Origin of the sequence: Dactylosporangium sp. CS-047395 (genome assembly GCF_050942185.1) — a bacterium.
GTDB lineage: Bacteria > Actinomycetota > Actinomycetes > Mycobacteriales > Micromonosporaceae > Dactylosporangium.
The window spans coordinates 2,823,533-2,844,374 of record NZ_CP192015.1 but is presented as its reverse complement, the minus strand read 5'-3'; the positions used below and the strand labels follow the sequence as shown (position 1 = coordinate 2,844,374).

General features: G+C 75.6%; 17 protein-coding genes. 11 read left to right on the top strand and 6 right to left on the bottom strand.

What is annotated here, in order from left to right:
• Positions 1–2 precede the first annotated feature (2 nt).
• From ACQP00_RS13260 to ACQP00_RS13240, 5 genes are read left to right on the top strand one after another with little or no spacing between them, the layout of a single operon-like run.
• A complete protein-coding gene (locus ACQP00_RS13260) occupies positions 3–1,634 on the top strand; it encodes an AMP-binding protein (protein ID WP_433218730.1) in 1,632 nt (543 codons plus the stop codon).
• Complete coding sequence (locus ACQP00_RS13255; protein WP_433218728.1) at positions 1,627–2,928, top strand: condensation domain-containing protein; 1,302 nt, start codon at positions 1,627–1,629, stop codon at positions 2,926–2,928. Before ACQP00_RS13260 ends, ACQP00_RS13255 begins: the two co-directional genes overlap by 8 nt.
• Entirely contained in the window at positions 2,925–3,848 is a 924-nt protein-coding gene (locus tag ACQP00_RS13250) for a 3-oxoacyl-[acyl-carrier-protein] synthase III C-terminal domain-containing protein (protein ID WP_433218726.1), read from the top strand. Before ACQP00_RS13255 ends, ACQP00_RS13250 begins: the two co-directional genes overlap by 4 nt.
• 19 nt (positions 3,849–3,867) lie before the next feature.
• Complete coding sequence (locus ACQP00_RS13245; protein WP_433218724.1) at positions 3,868–4,155, top strand: acyl carrier protein; 288 nt, start codon at positions 3,868–3,870, stop codon at positions 4,153–4,155.
• Positions 4,156–4,157: 2 nt separating this feature from the next.
• On the top strand, positions 4,158–4,910 hold the full coding sequence (locus ACQP00_RS13240; protein ID WP_433218722.1) for a 2-hydroxy-acid oxidase: 753 nt from the start codon (positions 4,158–4,160) through the stop codon (positions 4,908–4,910).
• Here ACQP00_RS13240 and ACQP00_RS13235 read toward each other — a convergent pair.
• The 3 genes from ACQP00_RS13235 to ACQP00_RS13225 are packed head-to-tail and all read right to left on the bottom strand — an operon-like array spanning position 4,894 to position 7,834.
• Complete coding sequence (locus ACQP00_RS13235; RefSeq protein ID WP_433218720.1) at positions 4,894–5,481, bottom strand: 4'-phosphopantetheinyl transferase family protein; 588 nt, start codon at positions 5,479–5,481, stop codon at positions 4,894–4,896. The genes ACQP00_RS13240 and ACQP00_RS13235 overlap by 17 nt on opposite strands.
• Positions 5,478–6,749: a PLP-dependent aminotransferase family protein gene (locus ACQP00_RS13230; RefSeq protein WP_433218719.1), complete on the bottom strand. Its 1,272-nt coding sequence runs from the start codon at positions 6,747–6,749 to the stop codon at positions 5,478–5,480. The genes ACQP00_RS13235 and ACQP00_RS13230 overlap by 4 nt, the downstream gene beginning before the upstream one ends.
• Positions 6,749–7,834, bottom strand: a complete 1,086-nt coding sequence (locus ACQP00_RS13225; RefSeq protein WP_433218717.1) for an alpha-hydroxy acid oxidase — start codon at positions 7,832–7,834, stop codon at positions 6,749–6,751. The genes ACQP00_RS13230 and ACQP00_RS13225 overlap by 1 nt, the downstream gene beginning before the upstream one ends.
• A gap of 36 nt (positions 7,835–7,870) precedes the next feature.
• Here ACQP00_RS13225 and ACQP00_RS13220 point away from each other — a divergent pair, with 36 nt between their 5' ends.
• The 4 genes from ACQP00_RS13220 to ACQP00_RS13205 are packed head-to-tail and all read left to right on the top strand — an operon-like array spanning position 7,871 to position 10,429.
• Positions 7,871–8,533 carry a GDSL-type esterase/lipase family protein gene (locus ACQP00_RS13220; protein WP_433218715.1) on the top strand — a complete coding sequence of 221 codons (663 nt, stop codon included), beginning with the start codon at positions 7,871–7,873 and terminating at the stop codon, positions 8,531–8,533.
• Positions 8,481–9,410, top strand: coding sequence for an alpha/beta hydrolase (locus ACQP00_RS13215; protein ID WP_433218713.1), 930 nt, complete (start codon positions 8,481–8,483; stop codon positions 9,408–9,410). Before ACQP00_RS13220 ends, ACQP00_RS13215 begins: the two co-directional genes overlap by 53 nt.
• Before the next feature lie 36 nt (positions 9,411–9,446).
• Positions 9,447–9,821: a cupin domain-containing protein gene (locus ACQP00_RS13210; RefSeq protein WP_433218711.1), complete on the top strand. Its 375-nt coding sequence runs from the start codon at positions 9,447–9,449 to the stop codon at positions 9,819–9,821.
• Positions 9,818–10,429, top strand: coding sequence for a maleylpyruvate isomerase N-terminal domain-containing protein (locus tag ACQP00_RS13205; RefSeq protein WP_433218709.1), 612 nt, complete (start codon positions 9,818–9,820; stop codon positions 10,427–10,429). Before ACQP00_RS13210 ends, ACQP00_RS13205 begins: the two co-directional genes overlap by 4 nt.
• On the opposite strand, the gene ACQP00_RS13200 is transcribed toward ACQP00_RS13205, so the two are convergent.
• The 3 genes from ACQP00_RS13200 to ACQP00_RS13190 all read right to left on the bottom strand — a co-directional run bounded on the left by ACQP00_RS13200 (position 10,417) and on the right by ACQP00_RS13190 (position 18,706).
• Entirely contained in the window at positions 10,417–12,552 is a 2,136-nt protein-coding gene (locus ACQP00_RS13200) for an ATP-binding protein (protein WP_433218707.1), read from the bottom strand. The genes ACQP00_RS13205 and ACQP00_RS13200 overlap by 13 nt on opposite strands.
• 95 nt (positions 12,553–12,647) lie before the next feature.
• The gene (locus ACQP00_RS13195; RefSeq protein ID WP_433218705.1) at positions 12,648–15,680 is read right to left on the bottom strand and encodes a hypothetical protein; all 3,033 of its coding nucleotides are present in this window, start codon (positions 15,678–15,680) and stop codon (positions 12,648–12,650) included.
• The gene (locus tag ACQP00_RS13190) at positions 15,677–18,706 is read right to left on the bottom strand and encodes an FtsX-like permease family protein (RefSeq protein WP_433218703.1); all 3,030 of its coding nucleotides are present in this window, start codon (positions 18,704–18,706) and stop codon (positions 15,677–15,679) included. The genes ACQP00_RS13195 and ACQP00_RS13190 overlap by 4 nt, the downstream gene beginning before the upstream one ends.
• A 169-nt stretch (positions 18,707–18,875) precedes the next feature.
• Here ACQP00_RS13190 and ACQP00_RS13185 point away from each other — a divergent pair, with 169 nt between their 5' ends.
• Positions 18,876–20,300, top strand: coding sequence for an Hsp70 family protein (locus tag ACQP00_RS13185; RefSeq protein ID WP_433218701.1), 1,425 nt, complete (start codon positions 18,876–18,878; stop codon positions 20,298–20,300).
• A gap of 2 nt (positions 20,301–20,302) precedes the next feature.
• On the top strand, positions 20,303–20,812 hold the full coding sequence (locus ACQP00_RS13180) for a hypothetical protein (RefSeq protein WP_433218699.1): 510 nt from the start codon (positions 20,303–20,305) through the stop codon (positions 20,810–20,812).
• The last annotated feature ends 30 nt before the right edge of the window (positions 20,813–20,842 follow it).

Below are 20,842 nucleotides of genomic sequence, written 5' to 3'. Positions count from 1 at the left end.
CGATGGCGTCCACCAACATCCGGGCCGCGCTGGCCGCCGACCCGACCGTCGGGGCGGGCAATGTGCTGCACAAGCTCATCGAGCACGGTGCGCCGCTGGACGGGCCGGGCATCGCCTTCGACACGGCCGTCGACGGCTTCCCGGCCTGGCACGGGCTCACCCTCGGCGAGCTGCGCGACCGGGCCGCCGCCCGCGCGGCCTGGCTGCACGCGGCCGGCATCCGCCGGCGCGACCCGGTCGCGATCTACGTGACCGGCGCCGCCGACTGCTTCCTGAACTGGATGGGCCTCACCTGGCTCGGCGCGATCCCGGCGCTGATGAACCCGAACATCCCGGGTGACATCGCCGCCGAGTACATCCGCAAACTGCGCGGCGTCGCGCTGCTCACCGACGCCGCCCACATCGAGCGTCTCGGCGACGCGGACCTCGGCGGGATCGCGGTGCACGACGTCGCCGAGACCGGCACCGGCGACCCGGCCCAGGCCCCGCCGGTGTTCGAGCACCACGCCGACGACCCGATCGCCATCACCCACTCCTCCGGCACCACCCGGATGCCGACCGCGGTCGTGCACTCGCACGCGAGCCTGTTCCACGCCACCCGGCGCATCCGGCTCAGCGGGCCGCGGGCCCAGGGCACCGAGCGCATCCTCAGCGCCCTGCCGGCCCCGCACGCGGCCGGCATCATGACCATCAACCACGCCCTGAGCAACCGCTCGGAGCTGCTGTTCCTGTCCCGGCAGGACGACGGCGGGGCGGTGCTGGAGGCGATCGAGCGCTGGCGGCCGACCGGGGTGTTCGGCTTCGCCGTCACCTGGGCCGAGCTGGCCCGCTACGACCTGTCCGCGCGGCCGATCGACTCGGTGTCGCTGTGGTTCAACACCGGCGACTGCGCGCACGAGCCGCACATCCGCAACCTCGTCAACGCCGGCAGCCGCAACGTCGTCACCCGCGAGGGGGTGCGGCGGGTCAAGGGCTCCAGCTTCGTCGACGGCCTCGGCTCGACCGAGATGGGCCACTCCGCCTTCCACATCACGCACCGCAGCGACACCGAGCGCTACGGCCGCTGCGTCGGCGTCCCGCACGTCTTCGCCGACGTCGCCCTTCTGGACACGGAGACCGGCGCCGAGGTGCCGGTCGGCCAGGTTGGGCACTTCGGGCTCAAGTCGCCAACGCTCGCCCCGGGCTACTGGAACGACCACGTCAACACCTACCGCAACCGCCTGGCCGGCTACTACCTGACCGGCGACCTCATGTACCGCGACGAGGAGGGCTACTACTACCACGTCGACCGGGCGGTGGACTCGATCGACCTCGGCGGCGGCGAGTGGCTCTACACCGCGATGTCCGAGGAGCGGATCCTGCGCGCGGTGCCCGAGGTGCGCGACTGCACCGTCGTGTCGGCCCGCACCCCGGAGGGCACCGTCGTCAGCGACGTGCTGCTGTCCCTGCACGCCGGGGCCGACCCGGCGACCGACCACACCGAGGCGGTCCGGGCCGCGCTGACCCCGGCCGCGGCGGCCACCCTGCGCAAAGTCGTCGTCTTCCCCGAGGACGACATCGTGGTCGGCCCGACCGGGAAGGTGCGCAAGTTCCTCATGCGCCAGCGGCACCTCGCCGCGATGGCGCATGCCTGACCTCGCCGCCGACCCCGCCCCGCCGCTCGCGGCGACGCTCCGGCTCCCGGTGCGGTTCGCCGCCGCCGGGGCCGGGACGGGCGAGCTCTCCTGGGGCCAGCGCGAGCTCTGGCTGACCATGCGGCGGCAGCGTTCGTGGCTGCCGATCGGCGGCTGGTCGCGGCTGGCCCCGGGCACCACCCTCGGCGACGTCGAGTCCGAACTGCGCTGGATTCTTCGCCGGTACCCGCCGATGCGCACCCGCCTGCGCTGGTCCGGCGGCCGTCCACTGCAGACGGTGGCCGACCGCGGCACCGTCGGGCTGGACGTCTACGACTGCCCGGACGGCGAGGACCCCGAGGCGTTCGTGATCGCGCTGGACGCCCGCGACCGGGCCCGCCCGTTCGATCTGGTCGAGGAGTGGCCGATCCGGATGGGCGTGGTCCGCCACCGCGGCCGGCCCACCCACCTGTCGACCGTCATGCCGCACCTGGTCACCGACGGGCTCGGCGGGCGCATCTTCCTGGCCGAGGTGGCCGACCGGGCCGCGACCGACCCGGGAACACCCCCGCTGGAGCAGGCGCGGTGGCAGGCGTCCGAGGCCGGGCGGCGGCAGAACGCCTCCGCGCTGCGGCACTGGGAGCGGGTCATCGCCCGCGTGCCGGCGGCGTCCACTGTGGAGTCCGGGCCGTACCTGCGCGGCGAGTTCCGCACCACCGCGCTGCCGCTCGCCGTGCACGCGCTGTCCGAGCGGGCCGACGCCGACTCCTCCCAGGTGCTCATGACGCTGCTGGCCATGGCGCTGCCCGGGGACGGGCCGGCGGTGCTGCGCCCGATGGTCAGCAACCGGTTCCGGCGCGGCTTCGAGCGGGTCGTGGCCATGGTCGCCCAGCGCGGCCTGTGCGCGGCCGACGTGGCCGGGGTGCCGTTCGCCGAGGCGCTGCGGCGGGTTGGGGCGGCGGCGATGGGGGCGTACAAGTACGCGTACGTCGACCCGGACGCCGTCGCCGCCGCGTTCGCCCGGGCCGGGGCCGACCCCGACGCCGGGCTGTGGTGCAACGACCGCCGGGTCGCCAGCCGCCAGGGGTTCGCCGGGCCGGTGCCGTCCGCCGCCGACGTGCGGGCCGCGCCGCCGGGGACGTTCCGCTGGACGGTGGCCCAGGACGACCCGTTCGACCCGCTCAGCGTCGACATCGACGACGACGGCGACGGGCTGCTGCTGACCGTGTTCACCGACGCCGCCCGGCTGCCCGCAGCGGCGGCCGAGGCGCTGGTCCGCCGCGTCGAGACGCTCGCCCTGGAGGAGGTTTCATGACCACGCTCGCGGCCGTCGGGACGTTCGTGCCCACCGAGCGGGTGACCATCGAGTCCTACGCCGACGCGTTCGACCTCACGCCCATGCAGGTCAGGGTCTTCCGCCGGTACCACAAGCTCGGCGCCGCCGCCCGCTCCTCCGCGCCGCTGACCGAGCTGCTGCGGCTGGCCCTGGAGGACCTGGCGCTCACCGGCGAGCAGCGCGGGCGGGTCCGGTACGTGTTGTACGCGCGGACGTTTCCGGTCGTCGTGGCGTACCCGCGAAATCCTCTGCACGATGCCGTCGAGGCGGCCGGGCTCGGGCACGCGCAGGCGTTCGCCGTGGGGCAGCAGGCGTGCGCGTCCGGGCTGCTCGCCGTCGACCTGGCCGGGCGCCTGCTCGCCGCCGACGGGGACGACGGGCTGGCCGTGGTCCTGGCCGGGGAGAAGGCGTTCACCGGCGAGGCGCGGTTCGTGCCGGAGACCTCGATGTTCGGCGAGGGTGCGGCGGCCTGCTTGGTCGCCGCGTCCGGCTCGCGGGACCGGCTGCTGTCCTATGTGGCCCGGCTGCGCGGGGAGTTCGACGGCGACCTGGAGGAGGTGGCCGCCGAGTTCCAGCGCATCTACCACGACGCGCTCGGCGAGGCCGTCACCGCCGCGGTGGCCAAGGCCGGGCTGGGCCTGGACGACATCGCGGCGATCCTGCCGCACAACGTGAACCAGGTCGCCTGGCAGCGCACGTGCAAGCGGATCGGCTACCCGCTCGACCGGGTGCTGCTGGAGCACGTCGCCGACTTCGGGCACGTGTTCTGCGCCGACGCGTTCATCAACCACCGGACCGCGGTCGAGCGCGGCCTGCTGCGGCCCGGGGACCGCTATGTGATCGCCGCCGCCGGGGCCGGGCGGGGCGCCACGTTCTCCGCCATGGTCTTCGAGCACTGATTGTCTTGAGGGAGATACCGTGTCCGACACCGCCACCGCCGTCGATCCCGCCCTGCGCGAGCACGTCGTGGAGACGATCTGCGCCCTGCTGCCCCGCGTGCTCAAGCGGGACGTGCCCGACGCGTCCGAGGGCACCACGCTCATGGACGACCTCGGGATGAGCTCGACCACCGGCCTGGAGCTGGTCCTGGAGCTGGAGGACCGCCTGGAGCGCGAGATCAGCGTCGAGGACCTGGGGCGCGACGACTTCGAGACGGTGGGCACCCTCGCGACGTACGTCGCCGGCAACCTGCTCGCGGAGGAGTGAGCGTGCCGTGGGGCCTGCGCCGGGCCGAGGCGCGGCGGTTCCCGGACCCGGCGGCGCGCTCCGGTGACCCGGCGCACGCCGCTCGGCTGTCCACGTACCTGACCGATCTGCTGGCGCAGGACGGGCTCGGTCCGCCGGCCGGGATGGCGTCCGGCCACTCGTACGGCGAGATGGCGCTGTCGTTGCTGCCCGCCGAGCCGGTGGACGCGTTGGTGCTGGCATACGACATCCCGGACATCGAGCCGGGGCGGGCCACGGCCACCTGGCTGAGTCACGTGTGTCCGGGCGGCCCGATGGCGTTCGCGGTGTCGGATCAGGGCCGGGCGGGTGCATATACGGGACTGCGGCTGCTTCGTGACTACGCCCTGTCCGGCACGTACGTGCGGGCGTTGCTGGTCGTGGCCGAGCAGTCGTCGTTGCCGTACGACCCGGGGGTGCCGGTCGAGGTTCCGGCCGCGCACTGCGCGGTTGCGGTCCACTTTGGACCGTCTCTGCTGGAGGCGGGTGCACCGCGGATCGTTCGGGGGGCTGCACCCGACGATCTTGTCGAGATCCTAGGGGCCGTGGAAGACGCGACCGTGGTGTTGGGCGGCCATTTGGCCGGGGTCGACGTCAAGGCGGACCGCGTCGTGCTCGCCGACCCGGGGCAGCCGATGACGGGCGTCTGGGAGGCCATGGCGTCCGTGGACGGGCCCGTGGTGGTCGCGGACTACGACCCCGCGCTGCGGTACCTGTGCGTCAGTGCGTTCGGATGACGAAGGGCTCCGGGCCGGCCAGGGCCACCGCGGCCCGGAAACCCGCGGGCGCCTCGAGGTCGGCCAGGGTGTAGATGACGCCGTCGTGGGTGACCCGCGGGGGCGGGTCGCCGGCCACCGGGAGCAGCAGGCCGCGGGTGAGGCGGTCGCCGGCCGCCTTCACCACCGCCTCCTTGCGGGCCCACAATTGTGCGAACGTCCCCGATTCCGTGATGTCGGCCTCAACGGGCGGGAAGAAGCGGCGGGCCATCGCCGCGTAGTCGAGGCCGGCCACCAGGTCCTGCAGGTCGACGCCGACCGGGCGCCCATCGGTGAGCGCGATCGCCGCCCACTCCCCCGCGTGTGACAGGTTGACCTGCAGCGTCGTGCCGACCAGATGCGGCTTGCCGTTGGGGCCGCGGGTCCAGGTCCGGCCGGGCAGGATGCGGTGCAGGGCCGAGTGGGCGGACGCGAACCGGCGGCGGTCGTCGGCCAGCCGCAGCCCGTCCCTGCGGCGCCGCTCGTCGGGGTTCAGGCACTCGTCGAACGGCTCGCGGGCGTCGACGAGCCAGACGTCGACGAGCGTGGTCACCGCCGCAGCAGCGCGGCCAGCCGGCGGACGCCCTCGTCGATCTGGGCCGGTTCCAGGGCGCTGCACGACAGGCGCAGGGCGTGGGTGCCGCCGCCGTCGACGTAGAAGAAGCGCATCGGGGTCCAGAGCACGCCGTACTCGCGGGCCGAGACCTCCAGGAGCTCCTCGCTCGCGTCGACCGGCACCTCGCACACGACGAAGAAGCCGCCGCTGGGACTGTTCCAGCTGACCGCGGTACCGGCGAAATGCTTCTGCAGAGCGGCCAGCAGCGTCCGCAGGTTGTGCCGGTAGAACGCGATCTTCGCCTGGTTCACCGTGCGCAGGCTGAAGCCCGCGTCGATCAGCATGCCGCCGACGACCGCCTGGGACAGCGCCGACGTGTTCACCGTCAGCATGCTCTTGACCGTGGACAGCTCCTCGGCGAGCAGCGAGCGGCGGCCCGCGGCATCGGCGACGATCTGGTCGGCGACCAGGTACCCCACCCGGGCCCCGGGGAAGTACGACTTGGCGAACGAGCCGAGGTAGATGACCCGCTGGTCGTTGTCGAGGCTCTTGAGCGTGGGGCGGGGCTCGTCGTCCAGGCCGAACAGCCCGTACGGGTCGTCCTCGAGGATCAGCAGGTCCTCGTCGGCCGCCGCGGCCAGCAGCGCCCGGCGCACGCTCACCGGCAGCGAGACGCCGGACGGGTTGGCGAAGTTCGGTACCAGATACAGCGCCTTGGGGTTCTTCCCACGGGCGCGGGTGGCCGCGGCGACCTCCCGCACCGTCTCGGGCCGCAGCCCGTCGGCCGACTCCGGCACCCCGACGACCTCGACGCCGAGGATGCGCGCGGCCCCGGTCAGCCCGACGTAGCAGGGTTCGGCCGCGAGCACCACGTCGTCCGGGCCGGCGCACAGCCCGCGCAGCGCGATGACCATCGCCTCCTGGCAGCCGGTGGTCACCATCACCGCGGCCGCCGGGACCTGGATGTTCTCGTCGACGTCGAGCATCCGCGCGATGAGGTCGCCGATGTGCCCGTTCGTCCGCCCGTACTGCGTGAGCAGCTGCCGCGCCGCGCCCGCGCTCAGCCCGCGCTCGCGCAGGTGGGTGAGGTAGGCCTGGATGTGCTTGTCGATGTCGGTGACGTCGTGGAACTCGTCGAACGGGCGGCCCGCGGCGAGCGAGATCGCCTCCGGGAACCGGCCCGCGACCTCGTTGAGGAAGTTCATGGAGGCCGACACCGGGTCCACGACCGAGGTGTGCAGCGCCTCCCGGGACAACACCACCATCAGGCATCGGCTCCGATCGTTCGTACGGCGCTGCGGTCCAGCGCGGCCAGCGTCGGCCGCCCGGCGAGCACCATGGCGTGTTCGAGTTCGTCGGTCGCGGCGCGCAGCACGCCCGTGACCCCGTCGGCGCCGCCCGCCGCGAGCCCCCACAGCGGCGGCCGGCCCATGAGGACCATCCGCGCGCCGAGGGCGAGCGCGGCCAAGGCGTCGGTGCCGCGCCGCACCCCGCCGTCGAAGAGCACCGGGAGCCGGCCGCCGACCGCGTCGACGACCTCGGTGAGCGCGTCGAGGCTGGCGACCGCGCCGTCGAGCTGGCGGCCGCCGTGGTTGGACACCACGATCGCGTCGGCGCCGTGCTCGACCGCCAGCACCGCGTCCTCGGCGGTGAGGATGCCCTTGAGCACCAGCGGCAGCCGCGTGCAGCCGCGCAGCCAGGCCAGGTCGGTCCAGGTGAGCGTCGGGTCGAACGCGTCGGCGGTGTGCCGGGCGAGGGCCGAGCTGCCCGCGTCGCGCTCGTGGGCGGAGGCCATGACGGCCGGGTCGATGTTGACCGCGGCGACCCCGCCGCCGATGACGAACCCGTTGCGCATGTCCCGCCAGCGCCGGCCCATGCGGGGCACGTCGACGGTGAGCATGATCGCGCCGTAGCCCGCGCGTTCGGCCCGTTGCGCCAGGGCCTGCAGGACGTCGCGGCGCTGCAGCCAGTACAACTGGAGCCACAATCCGGACGTGGCCGCGGCGGCGATGTCCTCGACGGTGCGGCTGGCGAAGATGCCGGCGACGAACAGCGCGCCCGCCGCGCCCGCGCCCCGGGCCGTGGCCACCTCGCCCTCGGGGTCGACGAGCCGGTGGTAGGCGGTGGGCGCGACGCCGATCGGGGTGGCGTAGGTGGTCCCGAACAGCGAGACGGTGGTGTCGGCCCGTGGGACGCCGGCGAGCACCCGCGGGCGCAGCCGGACCCGGTCGAACGCGCGCAGATTGGCCGCGAGGGTGCGCTCGTCCTCGGCGCCGCCCTCGATGAAGTCCCACACGTCCGGCTTGACGGCGAGCTCCGCGCGGAGCCGATAGTCCGCGGCAGGCCTCATAGGCGCTAGCCTATCTTGTACGCCACTCACTCCTCCATGAGCCGAAAGGCCTACATGGCACCGGAATATGCGCCCATCCACCGCTACTGCGCGCTCGGCGACAGCGTGGTCCAGGAGCCGGGCAGCTTCGCCGAACTGGTCCGCGACGCGCTGGCCCCGGCGGCGTTCCTGAATCTGGGCGTGCGCAACGTGCGCACGGCCGAGGTCCGCGACACGCAGCTGCCGGCGGCGCTGGCCTTCCGGCCCGATCTGGCGATGGTGGTGTGCGGGGCGAACGACGCGATGCGGCCCGGCTACGAGTCCCGCGCGGACGCGGTCGACGCCGCCTACGCCGACATCGTCACGGCGTTGCGGCGAGCGGGCGCGACCGTGATCACGGTGTCGGTGTTCGTGATGCGCGACTATCCGCACATGCCCGCCTGGCTCAGCGCCGGCTTCTCCCGGCGGATGGCGCTGCTCGCGAGTCGTACCAACGCCCTGGCGGCGCGGCTGGGGACCGTGCACGCCGACCTGTCCGCCCATCCGGCGATCGCCGCCGGCGAGGTGTTGACCGGACCGGACGGGCTGCACGGAAACGCGCTGAGTCATAGGATCGCGGCGGCGGCCGTGCTCGACCGCCTTCGCTCATGTCTGGGGGATGCCGCCGATGCCGCTCGACCCGCAGGTGCAGGCCATGCGCGACGCCAAGGAGCGGGATGACACCGCCCCGCTCTACTCGATGAGCCTGGAGGAGGCCCGCGCCGCCGACCTCGCGTCGATCCGGGCCGCGGGCGGCAACCCCGAGAAGGTCCACGAGGTCACCGAGCACTGGCTCGAAGACCCCAGGATCCCGATCCGCGTGTACCGTCCGAACGCCGCACCCGGCCTGCCCGTCCTCATGTATTTCTTCGGCGGCGGCTGGGTCCTCGGCACCATCGACACCGCCGACGCCATCGCGCGCAGCCTGGCCAACGCGGCCGGATGCATCGTCGTGGTGCCGGGCTACCGCCTCGCGCCCGAGCACCCGTTCCCGGCCGCGGTCGAGGACTGCTGGCGGGCCACCGAGTGGGTCATCGCCAACGCGGCCGCGCTCGGCGCCGACCCGGCCCGCATCGCGGTCGGCGGTGACAGCGCGGGCGGCAACCTCGCCGCCGGCATCACGCTCATGGCCCAGGAGGCGGGCGGCCCGGCCCTCGTGGGCCAGCTGCTCGTCTACCCGAACACCGACCAGACCGCCGACGACGAGTCGATGCGCGCCAACGACGACCCGTACCTGTTCAACCACCACTCGGTCGCCTGGTACCGCAAGCACTACCTGCTCGACGGCGACGACGTGTACAACCCGCTCGCCTCGCCGCTGCAGGCCGAGAGTCTCGCCGGGCTGCCGCCGGCGCTGGTCATCACGGCCGAGTACGACCCGCTGCGCGACCAGGGCGAGCGCTACGCCGCGCGGCTGGCCCACGACGGCGTGCCGGTCGCGGTGACCCGCTACGAGGGCATGATCCACGGGTTCTTCGCCATGGCCGGCACCCTGGAGGCCGGCAAGGTGGCCCAGGCCCAGGCGGCGAAGCAGCTGCGGGTGTGGTTCGAGGGGTGACGTGATTTCTCTCCCGCTCGGGGTAGGCGCGCGCGCATGACCGTTTACGAACTGCAGGAAGTCAAGCCGCCGTTCTTCCCGCCCGACGCGCACGTGATGACGATCGTCGTCGAGCACCCGCCGGGCTCGTCCGGCACGCCACCGCACCGGCACTCCGGCCCCGCCTTCGGCTACGTGCTGGAAGGCGAGATGGTCTTCGAGCTGGAGGGCGAGCGGCCCCGGGTGATCCCGGCGGGCGAGGCCTTCTGGGAGCCGGGCGGCGACGTCATCCACTACCAGGACGGCAACAACCGCACCGACATGCCGCTGCGGTTCACCGTCACCATGATGTGCGCGCCCGGCGCGCCGATGCTCGCCTTCGTCGACGAGCGGGAACTGGCCGACCGGGCCGATCGGCGCGCGATCGCTTGAGCCTGTTCGCGCGCTCCTGGTCGGACCTGCTGGCGGCGGTCGACAACCTCGACGACGCCGACTTCGCCGAGCCGTCCGGGTGCGCGCGCTGGCTGATCCGCGACCTGGTCTGCCACCTCGTCATCGACGCCCAGGACGTGCTCATCACCCTGGCCACGCCGGCCGCGGGCGAGCCGACCCGCGACGCCGCCTCCTACTGGAACCTGCTGGACGCGGAGCCGGCGGGCGACGATCCGCTCGACGCGCTGACGGTGCGGCTGGCCGGCGCCTACGGCGACCCCGGCCTGCAGAAGTTCCACCTCGACGACGTGGGCGCGGCCGCGGTCCGGGCGGCCCAGGTCGCGGACCCGGACGCGCTGATCGCCACCCGCGGGGAGATCCTGACGGTGCGCGACTACCTGGGCGCGTACGTCCTGGAGGCGACCCTGCACCACCTCGACCTGCGGACCGCCGCTCCGCCCTGGCCGGAGGGCCTGGCCCGCTCCCGCGCGATGCTGGAGACCATCGCCGGCAAGCCCTTCCCGGCGTCGTGGTCGGACACCGACGCCCTGCTGATCGGCACCGGCCGGCGCAGACTGCCCGGCTTCCGGCCCATCTACCTCGGCTGAGCGTTCCCTCGCGCGATGCCGGCGCGGCGGTCGTCGCCCAGCCGCTGGTACAGCTCCGCCGCCTGGCCCGCCGCAGCGCGCGCGGCCGCGTGGTCGCCGCGCCGGTCCGCGACCACGCCGAGGCTCTCCACCGCCGACGCCTCCCCGAAGCCGACCCGCAGCTCCCGGCAGATCGCCAGCATCTCGGTGAACTCCCGCTGTGCCCCGTCGAGGTCGCCGAGGTCGAACAGCGCCCAGCCGGCCTCCTGATGGCAGTAGCTGAGCTGGTACCGGTCCCCGGCCTCGCGCGCGACCGCCGCCGCCTCCTCGACCAGCGCGGCCGACGCCCGCGCGTCCCCGGCGAACCGCACGCTCACCGCCAGCGACAGCAGCACCCATCCCCGCCGTACGTCCCGCACGTCCGGCAACAGCGCGAGCGCCCGCTCCAGCACCGGCCGGCTGCGCTCGAACCGCCGGTCGTTGTTGTACAGCACCCCGAGCGCGGCGCTGACCTCGATCTCCTCCTCGACCATGTGCGCCGCTGCGCACAGCTCGAGGGCCCGCAGCAGCGCCGCCTCGGCCTCGTCGTCCCGGCCGAGGTCGCGCAGCGCCTCCCCCAGCCGCCGCGCGCACTTCGCGATCTCCTGCTCCTCGGTGGCCAGCGTCAGGGCCTCCTCGATGGGTGGGAGGGCCGCCTGCACCTGGCCGACGAACGTGTACGCCCCGGACAGCGCGCGCAACGCCTCCGCCAACTGCACCCCGCCGGTCTCCCGCAGCGCCTCGACCACCACCTGCCGGACCGCGAGCCACTCGTAGCCGTCGTCGATCCGCTGCGGCAACGCCCTGGCCGCCCGCACGACCTCGTCCCGCAGCCCCGCCGCGAGCCCCTCCCGCAGCACGGCCGCCTGCGCGGTCTCCCGAAGGAGCCGCCCCACCACCGCGCGCCGCTCGCCCGCCGCATCCACCATTTCGGCGGCGAACAACCGCAAAAGATCATGCAGCTGGTACCGGTCCGGCTCCGGCGACTCCACCAGGAACCCGTCGACGAGCCGTTCGAGGGCTTGTTCGGTCGCTCCTACCGTCAGCCCGGCGCGGGCGGCCGCGGCGCTCGTTCCGAACACCGGCCCGGGATGGGACCCGGCGCGGCGGAAGACGAGCTGCTCGGTCTCGCCCAGCCCGTCGTACGCGCCGCGGAACGTCGCCCGGACCTCGTCCAGCAGCTGCGTCTCATCGCGCAGCCGCGCCGCCAGCTGCCCCGGCGTCCACTCGCTACGGGCGCGGAGGCGGCCACCGACGATCCGTACCGCGAGGGGCAGCCCACCACAGGCGGCGACAAGCGCCCGCGCCCCGTCGGGATCAGCGGTGATCCGGTCACCGGCCAGCTCGTGCAGCAACGCCAGCGCGGCGTCGTCGTCGATCGCCCTGAGCCCGACGACCCGCGCACCCGGCAGCCCGTCGAGCTGCGCCCGGCTCGTCACGAGCGTGGCGCACCGGTTGCCACCGGGAATCAGCGGCGCGACCTGTTCGGCGTCCCGGGCGTCGTCTAGCACCACGAGCACGGCCCGGTCGGCCACGGCGGAGCGGAACCGCGCGGCAAGCTCGTCGACCCGTCCGAGCCCCTCGACGTCGGGCATACCGAGCGCCTTGAGGAACCGCGTGAGGACTGCCTCGGCCGCCAGTGGCGTGCCGGCTCCCCCGAGCAGCGTCGCGTAGAGCTGCCCGTCGGGGAACCGCTCCCGCACGTCATGCGCGACCCGCAACGCGAGCGCGGTCTTCCCGGTCCCGGGCGCCGCGGCGACCACAACCACAGCGGCCCGCCGAAGCGCATCCTTGATCTCCCCGGCGATCGCCTCCCGCCCGAACACCACCGGCGCCGGCGGCAACTCAGCCGGGCGCGGGACTCCTGCCACGGGCGCCGCGGTCTCGACGGCGGGCGGCGCGGCGCCGGCCAGGTGCTGCTGCCAGATCGCCAGCCCGACCCCGATGAGCCCGAGCACGCCGACGGCCGGCCAGGCGAGCCACGCGACCGATGCGAGCGCCCCGGGCAGCTCCCCGCCGGTGGCGACGTTGACGGCGACGGCCAACAGTACCGAGAACAGCCCGGACGTGACCGCCAGCAGCACCCCGACCTGACCGCGCCGCACACGTGCCTCCCCCGCCGAGTGCCGACCGCCGAGCGCCCAGCCTATCGATCGCCGGCGTTGCCGTGTGGTCGCGCTCGGGCCGGACTCAGCCGGGCTCAGCCGCGCGTCGCCGGTGCCGCCGCCCTCCGTGGGGGTGCCGTGGTCGCGCGGGCCGTCGCGGCGGCGACCGCGATCAGCAGCGCGAGGGTCAGCAGCCAGGTCAGCGGCAGGGCCGGCCCCGTCGGCCAGTGCGGCAGCGGCAGTTCGGGCATCGCCTCGCCGAACAGCGGCAGGGCCCAGCCCGTCAGGTGCCACGCGATCAGGGCCGTTGCCAGGCCCGGTGGCGCCGCCGCCAGGACCAGGGCCGGGTACGTCCACAGCGCCACCCGGCCCGCGGCGCGGCGGGACAGGCCCTGGGTGCGCAGGGCGGCCAGGTCGGCGCGGCGGTCGCGGCGGTCCACGGCGATGACCAGGGCCAGGCCGCCCGCGGCGAGGAGCACGGCCAGGGCGCCGGCCAGGACGTGGAACCACAGCGACAGGGCCGGACCCTGCGCGGCCAGGCGGGCGCGGGTGTCGCCCACGCCGGTGTCCGCGACGACCACGAGCCCCTCGGCGGCCAGGCGGTTCAGCACGTCCGGCGGGGCGGCCGGGCCCAGCCACACCTCCGGCTCGTCGGCGAGGCCGGCGTCGGTGGCGAGGCGCTCGGCGTACTCGAGGTCGACGAGCGTCCCGTCCGTGCCCAGGCGTGGCACGGCGGCCAGGCGGACGGCCACGGTCGCCGGGACGTCGAGGTTGTCCAGGCCCGAGATGGTCGTCGTGGCGGCGGTCGAGGCCACCGGCAGCGGCAGCTGGACCTCCGCCGGCTGGACCCAGGCGCCGTTGGGCAGGCCGTCCGGGGCGTCGACGCCGATGCGCAGGCCGTCCGGGGCGGCGGTCAGGGTGGCGTCCGCGGCCCGCCAGCGGCCCAGGTCGGCCAGTTCGGCGCCGGTCGCCGCGGTCCTCGGCGGGTTGATGGTGCGCAGGGTGTTGAGGACCACCGTGATGCGGGTCGCGGTCGCCGCCGGGTCGAGCGTGACCAGGTGTACGCCCACGAGCCGGCAGCCGTCGGCACAGTCCGCGACGCGCTGCTGGTAGGTGCCCGGCCCGTTGTGTACCGCGCCCAGGTCCACGTTCGCGCGACCCTTCGGACCGGCCAGCACCAGGCGCAGCGAGACCGGGTTGTCGGGGCGGGCGCCGGTGACCGTGGCGTCGACGGTGAGGTCCTGGCCGGGGATCGTCAGCCCGACCTCGCGCACCGGCGGGCGGAGCAGGGTGGCGAGCCGGGCCGGGTCGACGTCGCCGTACGCGCCCAGCCACGTCGACGCGGCCGCCAGCCGGGTCGTGTCCACGGCCAGCCGCGGCGGCTCGCCCGGGCGGCCGCGGGGCATCTCGGTGACGGCCATCGCGTATTCGGCCCGCGGATCGGCCGCCCGCACCGCCTGCAGCAGCTGCTCCCGGCCGATCGAGGCCACGCTGAGCACCCGCGGCGCGCCGGTCGCGACCTGCGCGGCCAGGTCGCGGTCGCGGGCGGCGAGGTCGGTGGCGGTCACCGCGTAGCCGAGCACGCCCACGGCCGCCACCAGCAACAGGATCAGCCGCTGGGCCCCGGGCCGGCGGGACAGCTGGAACGCGGCCAGCGCCGTGGTGACCCGGCCCCGGCGCAGCGCCCACCCGCCCACGAGCCGGGCCAGCGGGGTGACGGCCCGCGCGGTGGCGAGCGCGAGGGCCAGGATCACCAGCGCCGGTGCGACGACCGCGACCCCGGTGAGGGAACCGCCGGTCAGGAACAGCTGCGCGGTCGCGGCGGCGGCGAGCACGGCGACGACCGCCTCCCCGGCCCGCACCCGCCAGGTCGCGGTCCGTCCCCGCACCCGGCGCAGCAACCCGGCCACCGGCGCGGCCAGGTGCCGGCGCTGGGCCACGAGCGCGGCGGCGATCGCACCGAGGAGCGCCACCGGGGCGTACCGCAACGCCTCCACCGTGAACACCGGCACCTCGACCCCGGGGAAGCGCCAGGCGACCACCGCGCCGACGAGCAGTTGCCCGGCCACGCATCCGGCCAGCCCGCCGAGCAGGATCGCGGCCAACCCCTCGCCGAGCGTCAGCCACCACCGGGTCCACCAGCGCGTCCCGCGCAGCGCCACGACGGCGAGCTCGGGCCGGCGCCCCTGGGTGGCGTAGTCGGCCGCGATGAACAGCACCGCGTACGCGAGCAGCAGCAACGGCGCCGCGCCCGCCGGAACGCTGCGCCGGGCCAGCTCCTGGCTGCGGTCGATGCGCGCGAACAGGTCCGGCAGCTTGGTGCTGACCACGATCCCCTGCCCGAGCCGCGTGGCCCGGTCCCGCAATTCGCCGAGCCGGCGCCGGGTGTCGGGCAGCGCCGCCGCGGTGAGCGCGCCGGGTCCGGCCGTCAGGTCGAGCGACGCCTCCGTGGTCCCGTGGTCCATCCCGGCGACGGTCGCCGCCCCGCCGAACACGGGCTCGCCGGGCGCGCCGGTGGTGTCGGGGTCGAAGTACCCGTGCCCGCCCCAGTACGCCTCGCCCGCGTCCGTCGCCCGATAGGTCCCGGCCACGACGAGCGGCGCCGGGACGCCGTCGGCGAAGTACGTCGGCAGGGAGCTGCTGCCGCCGAGCGACGCGTAGGTGAGGGTGATCGGGTCGCCGGGCCCGAGCCCGAGCCGCGCCGCGGTCCGCTCGCCGAGCACCACGTCACCGGCCCCGGCCACGCACCGCCCGGCCACGATGGTCAGGTGGGCGCACACGTCCTGCCGGTAGGTGACCCGCGACGCCCGCACCCGGTCCGGCTCGATCCCGACGGCCGGGAACTCCTGGCCGTACACCTGCTCGAAGCCGGGCAGCTCGACCAGCCCGGAGGCCACGTCGGCGAAGTCGAACCCGTCGTCCTGCCGCAGGTTGACCCGCGCGGTGATGGTCAGCGACCGCTCCCGGGCCGGCGCGGTCGCCACCTGCCCGGCCACGATCGACCGGTCCACCGCCTGCAGATAGGCCGGCGCCGCCACGGCCGCGGCCACCGCGAACAGCGCCAGCAGCGCGAGCACGACCGCCTGCCCCCGCCGCGCCCGCAGCATCGACAACAGCAACGAGATCATCGGACGTTCCCCTCCGCGCCGCCGGCGGTGGCGGTGCGCCAGACGATGGCGAGCAGCAGCAGCGCCGCCACGCCGGTGGCCAGCAACGGCAGCGGCGGCAGCGGGTCCGGTGGCACGGGCGGCGCCCAGCCGTCGGCGAAGTACGGCAGCGGCGGCCCCGACGCGAACCGCGCCACCACTGCGGCGAGCACGCCGGTCACCACCCCGGCCAGCACGACCGCGCCGGAGCCGGCCCGGCCCGCGGTCGAGGCGGTGCGCGCCGGGAGGCCCTGCACGCGCAGCGCCCGCAGGTCGGCGGCGCGCTGGCGGCGTTCGGCGGCGACCGAGACCGCGAGCGCCGCCCCCGCGGCCAGCAGGATCAGGGCGGCGGCGAAGAGCCGGAAGCGCTCGGCGACGGCCGGCCCGCGCGCGGCGAAGCGGGCCGCCCGGTCGGCGACGGTGTCCGTGCCGAGCATGGTCAGACCGGCCGCGCCGAGCCGGTCCGCGATGGCGGGGTCGGCGCCGTCGGCCAGCCACACCTGGTAGGTGCCGGACGAGGACCCCACGGCGCCCAGCCGCTGCGCCGCGTCCAGGTCGACGAGCACACCCTCGGTGCCGAGCACCGGCAGCAGCGGGGCGGTGGCGCCGACGTGCACCGGCACGGGCGCGCCGCCGAAGAGGTCGAGCGTCGGGTCGGTGAGCCGCCACGCCGCCGGAGCCGGCCCGGCCAGGACGGCGGGCAACGGCAGGGCGGTGCCCATCACGTAGGCGCGCGCGTCAGGCTCACCCGCGTCGGCGGCATTGGCGTCGGCGGCCGGGGCGTCAGCGGCAGCGTCGGCGGCAGCGTCGGCGGCAGCGTCGGCGGCAGCGTCGGCGGCCGAGGCGGGGGCCGGCACCGTCAGGGTCAGGGCGCCCTGCCGCGCGCTCACCTGGATCGCCGGGCCGGTCGCGCCGCTGCGCCACTGGCGGGGATCGCCGAGGAAGGCGGCGCCGAGCACGTCCGCCGCCGGCCCCTCCTGCCGCAGCCCGGTGATCGTGAGCGTGGCGGCGGCGGGAGGCTGCAGGAGGTCGAGGCGGACCACGCGGCAACCGTCGGCGCACCCGGTGACGTCCGCGGCCGCCTCGTGCTCGCCGGGCTCGATCGGGCCGAGCGTCGACGTCGCCCGCTTGCCGGTCACGGTGTTCTGCAGCACGACCGCCAGCCGCACCGCCACCGTGCCGCCGTTGCGCGCCCGTACGACCAGCCGCCCACCCGTCACCGCCGGCGCCTCGGCCCCCGTCCCGGCCGGCAGCAGCACCGAGCGCCACGCGCCCGCGTCCGCGCCCGCGCCCGCGCCGGTCACCGCGCCGAGCCGGGCGGCGTCGACGGCCAGGACGGCCGGGGCCGTGGTCCGGTCCACGACGGCCGCCATCGCCGAGCGGCCGTCCGGGTCGGCGCGGCGCACGGCGTCGAGCAGCGCCGTCGGATTCGCCGCCCGCACGGTCAGCACCCGGGGCGCGCCAAGCTCCTGCGCGGCCCGGGCATCGCGCGCGTCGTGCCCGGCCAGCAGCCCGCCGGTCGCCGCGCACACTCCCGCGACCGCCACGGCCACGAGCGCCATCAGCCGGTCGGCGCCGGGCTGGCGGGACAGCGCCACGGCGGCGAGCCCGGCCCGCAACCGGCCCGACCGCAGCGCCCCCGCGCCGGCCCGCGACGCCCCGGCCGCCAGCACCCGGGCCGCGGCCACCGCGACGATGACCGCGACCAGCAACGGCACCGCCGTGCGCAGCCCGGTCCCCCACAGCTGCGCGGCCGCGAACCCGGCCAGCACGACCAGCGCGATGTCCGCGGCGGCGCGGCGGGCGCCGCTGCGGGACGGCACCCGCCGCAGCAGCACCGCCACCGGGGCCCGCAGCACCCCGAGCTCCCCCGCGGCGAGCGCGGCCAGCCCGCCGAGGACCGCGGCGCCGGCGGCGGCCCCGGCCAGGAGCCAGACCTCGGGCGCCGCCGGCCCGCCGAGGAGCCGCCCGGCGCACCAGCCGAGCGCGAGCCCGGGCGGGAGGCCGGCCACCAGCGGTACCCCCAGCTGCCCCACCCCCAGCCGCAGCGCCCGCCCCCGCGATCCGCCCCGCAGCTTCAGCAGCCCCGCGTCGCCGCGCCGGTCGCGGGCGGTCTGCCGGCCCGCGAGCACGAGGGCGCACCAGCACAGCACCACCGCGCCGAGCGTCCCCGCGAGCACCCCGGCCCGGATCGCGTCGCGGTCGGCGTCGATCCGGCCGGCGAGGTCCGCACCCGGCGCGACCAGGGTCAGCCCGCCCCGGCCGAGCGCGAAGTCGGCCTGCCGCAGGACGCCCGCGACCGGCGAGTCCGGTTCGGTGAACGCGGACTCGGGCAGCTCGGCGGTGTACGCGAACGTCGGCCCGGCCAGCTGCGCGCTCTCGAACGTCTCGACGGCCGTGAACACCGGGTCGAGGCCGCCCTCGGGACCCGTGCGGAAGAGCGGATCGCCCCAGTACGCCCCGGTCGGGTCGGCCAGGTCGTAGCGCCCGACGACGGTCGCCGGCACCTCCTTGGCCCGCGGCCGGTTGCGCAGCACGACCGGGTCGCCGGTGCGCAGCCCGAGCGCGTCGGCGGCGGCCGTGCTCAGCATGACCTCGCCCGCGGCCGCCGGGCACCGGCCGTCGATCCGCAGGTGGTCGCAGACCTTCTCGCGGTAGACCACGGCGACCTTCGGCGTGCTGTCGGGCCGGTCCAGCAGCATGTCGGCGGCGATGCCGACGGTGCTGGGCGCGGCCGGGCCGCCCAGCGGGAGCAGCCGCTCGACGGTGTCCCGGTAGGCGGCCAGGGCCGATGCCGGGTCGCCGTCCGCATTCGTCTGGCGACGAACCGAAACGGTGCGCTCGCTCGCGGGCGCGGCGGCGACGTCGGCCGCGGCGGCCCGGCGCTCGGCCCCGGCGGCGAACCACGGTCCGGCGGCGGCCGCGGTCACCAGCAGCACGGCGAGCACGAAGACGGCCCACGCCTGCGCGGCGCGCGCCCGTAACGCGCTGAGCACCAGTCCGAGCACCGCGGGCCTCCTCTCGTGGGGTTGATCGCATTGGGCACCTTACGCGGCGGGTCTGACAGTTTTCGCGAGCCGATCGAAGGATCGTTTCCGCGAGTCGAAGGTCCCTATGCTTCGCCCCGTGCCGGATGCCGCGCTGGGAATCGACTACGGAACGTCGAGTACCGTTGCCGTGCTCCGACATCCCGGCGGCAAGGTCCGGCCGCTGCTGTTCGACTCCTCCCCGCTGCTGCCCTCGGCCGTGTTCCGCAACGACGCCGGGCGCCTGCTCGTGGGCCGCGACGCGGAGAACGCCGCGCGCCTCGATCCCGCGCGCTTCGAGCCGCACCCCAAGCGCCGCATCGACGACCTCGAGGTGCTGCTGGGCGACCGCGCCGTGCCCGTCACCGAGCTGGTCGCGGCCACCCTCACCCGGGTGCGCGACGAGGCGGTGCGCACTCTCGGCGGCCCGCCCGCGACGCTGACCATGACCTGCCCGGCGACCTGGGGCTCGGCCCGGCGCCAGGTGCTGCTCGACGCGGCCGCGCAGGCCGGGCTGCCGGCGCCCACGCTGATCGCCGAGCCCGTCGCCGCGGCCACGTACTTCGCGGCCGTGCTGGGTCATGCGGTACAAGTGGGGCAGTCGGTTGTCGTCTATGACCTCGGGGCGGGAACCTTCGACGCGAGCGTCGTGCAGCGCACCGCCGACGGGTTCCGGGACCTCGCGTGCCGCGGCCTCGACGACGTGGGCGGCCTGGACCTCGACGCGCTGGTCGTCGCGCACGCCCGCACGGTCGTCGAACCGTCCGCCGCGGACACCTGGCGCCGCCTCGCCGCGCCGCAGTCCGCCGCCGACCTGCGCCACGCCACCATGCTCTGGACCGACGCCCGCCACCTGCGCGAGGCGCTGTCCCGCGAGTCGTCGGCGAGCATGTTCATCCCGGCCGCGGACAGCGAGGTACTGTTCACCCGCCAGCAGTTCGACGCCGCCGCCGAGCCCGTGCTGGCGCGCACGGTCGAGCTCGCCCTCACCACGGTGAAGGAAGCCCGAATCCGGCCAGAGTCGGTCACCGGCTGGTTCCTCGTGGGCGGCGGCACCCGGACGCCGCTGATCGCCACCATGCTGCACCGCGCAACGGGCGTCGCCCCGACCGTCCTCGAGGAGCCGCAGCTGGTCGTGGCCGAGGGCGCCCTGCACCTGGCGACGGCCCCCGCACTCCCACCGATCGCCCCACCCGCGTTCGCGACGCAGGCGCCGCCGCAACCCCTCGCGGTGGCGCAACCGGCCGAACAGCTGTGGCCGGAAACGCCTCGAGAAACGCCAAAAGCCGCGTCGACGGTACCGTCCGGGCGCCCGATTTCCGGCGTCGGCACCGGTTTCGGCGAGGTGTTCGCCCTCGTGTCCGCCGGTCTCGCCGCGCTCCTGCTGCTGCTCCCGGCCGCGGGCGGCGAGATCAACGGACCGGGGCTGCTGGGCGGCCTCGGTCTCGGCCTCGCCGTCGCATGGCGGGCCTGGCGACTGCGTCGGCCGGGTCCCCGCGCGGCCGACTGGACCGCCATCGTCCTCGGCGGCATCGGCGTCGCCTTCGCCGCCGTGAAGTTCATCATGGGGAGCTGACCATGGCCGACATCAGCTACACCATCGCGCACCAGCTGGTTCCCGTCGCCGCGGTGGCCCTGGGCGTCACCGCGACCGTCATCTGGTCCAGGCGGACCGCCGGCACCGACCTTGCCGCAGACAAGCCGGAAACCGCAACCCGCGTGACCGGCAACGGCCAGGTCGCCACCATCGCCGCGGTGGCCGTCGCGGCGATCGCGATCATGCTGGCCAGCCCGATCCACAGTCTGCTGCCCGCCGACCTGCCGTTCGACTGGCTGGCCGCGCTGACGCTCCTGCTGGCCGCCGCCCTGCGCGGCATCCGCCTGTCCAGGCCCGCCACGCGCACGTTCGACCGCTTCACCGCCGCCCTGGCCATCGTCCCGGCGTGCGCCCTGCTCCTCGCGGTGGCGTACATGGGGCTGTACACCGGCTGGGACACGACGACCCGCATCGTGTGGGCGGGCGGCTACCTCCTCGCCGCCGCCCTGGCCCTGACCGCCGGCCTGCGCTGGCGCCGCACCGCCGGTTAATCGCTCGCCGCGATCGCGCGGGCACGCTAG

Coding starts and splice junctions, on each gene's coding strand:
- ACQP00_RS13220 (WP_433218715.1), top strand. CDS start 7,871: ATGAGCCGAAAGGCCTACATGGCACCGGAATATGCGCCCATCCACCGC.
- ACQP00_RS13225 (WP_433218717.1), bottom strand. CDS start 7,834: ATGAGGCCTGCCGCGGACTATCGGCTCCGCGCGGAGCTCGCCGTCAAG.
- ACQP00_RS13255 (WP_433218728.1), top strand. CDS start 1,627: ATGCCTGACCTCGCCGCCGACCCCGCCCCGCCGCTCGCGGCGACGCTC.
- ACQP00_RS13210 (WP_433218711.1), top strand. CDS start 9,447: ATGACCGTTTACGAACTGCAGGAAGTCAAGCCGCCGTTCTTCCCGCCC.
- ACQP00_RS13215 (WP_433218713.1), top strand. CDS start 8,481: ATGCCGCTCGACCCGCAGGTGCAGGCCATGCGCGACGCCAAGGAGCGG.
- ACQP00_RS13260 (WP_433218730.1), top strand. CDS start 3: ATGGCGTCCACCAACATCCGGGCCGCGCTGGCCGCCGACCCGACCGTC.
- ACQP00_RS13195 (WP_433218705.1), bottom strand. CDS start 15,680: ATGATCTCGTTGCTGTTGTCGATGCTGCGGGCGCGGCGGGGGCAGGCG.
- ACQP00_RS13230 (WP_433218719.1), bottom strand. CDS start 6,749: ATGGTGGTGTTGTCCCGGGAGGCGCTGCACACCTCGGTCGTGGACCCG.
- ACQP00_RS13250 (WP_433218726.1), top strand. CDS start 2,925: ATGACCACGCTCGCGGCCGTCGGGACGTTCGTGCCCACCGAGCGGGTG.
- ACQP00_RS13180 (WP_433218699.1), top strand. CDS start 20,303: ATGGCCGACATCAGCTACACCATCGCGCACCAGCTGGTTCCCGTCGCC.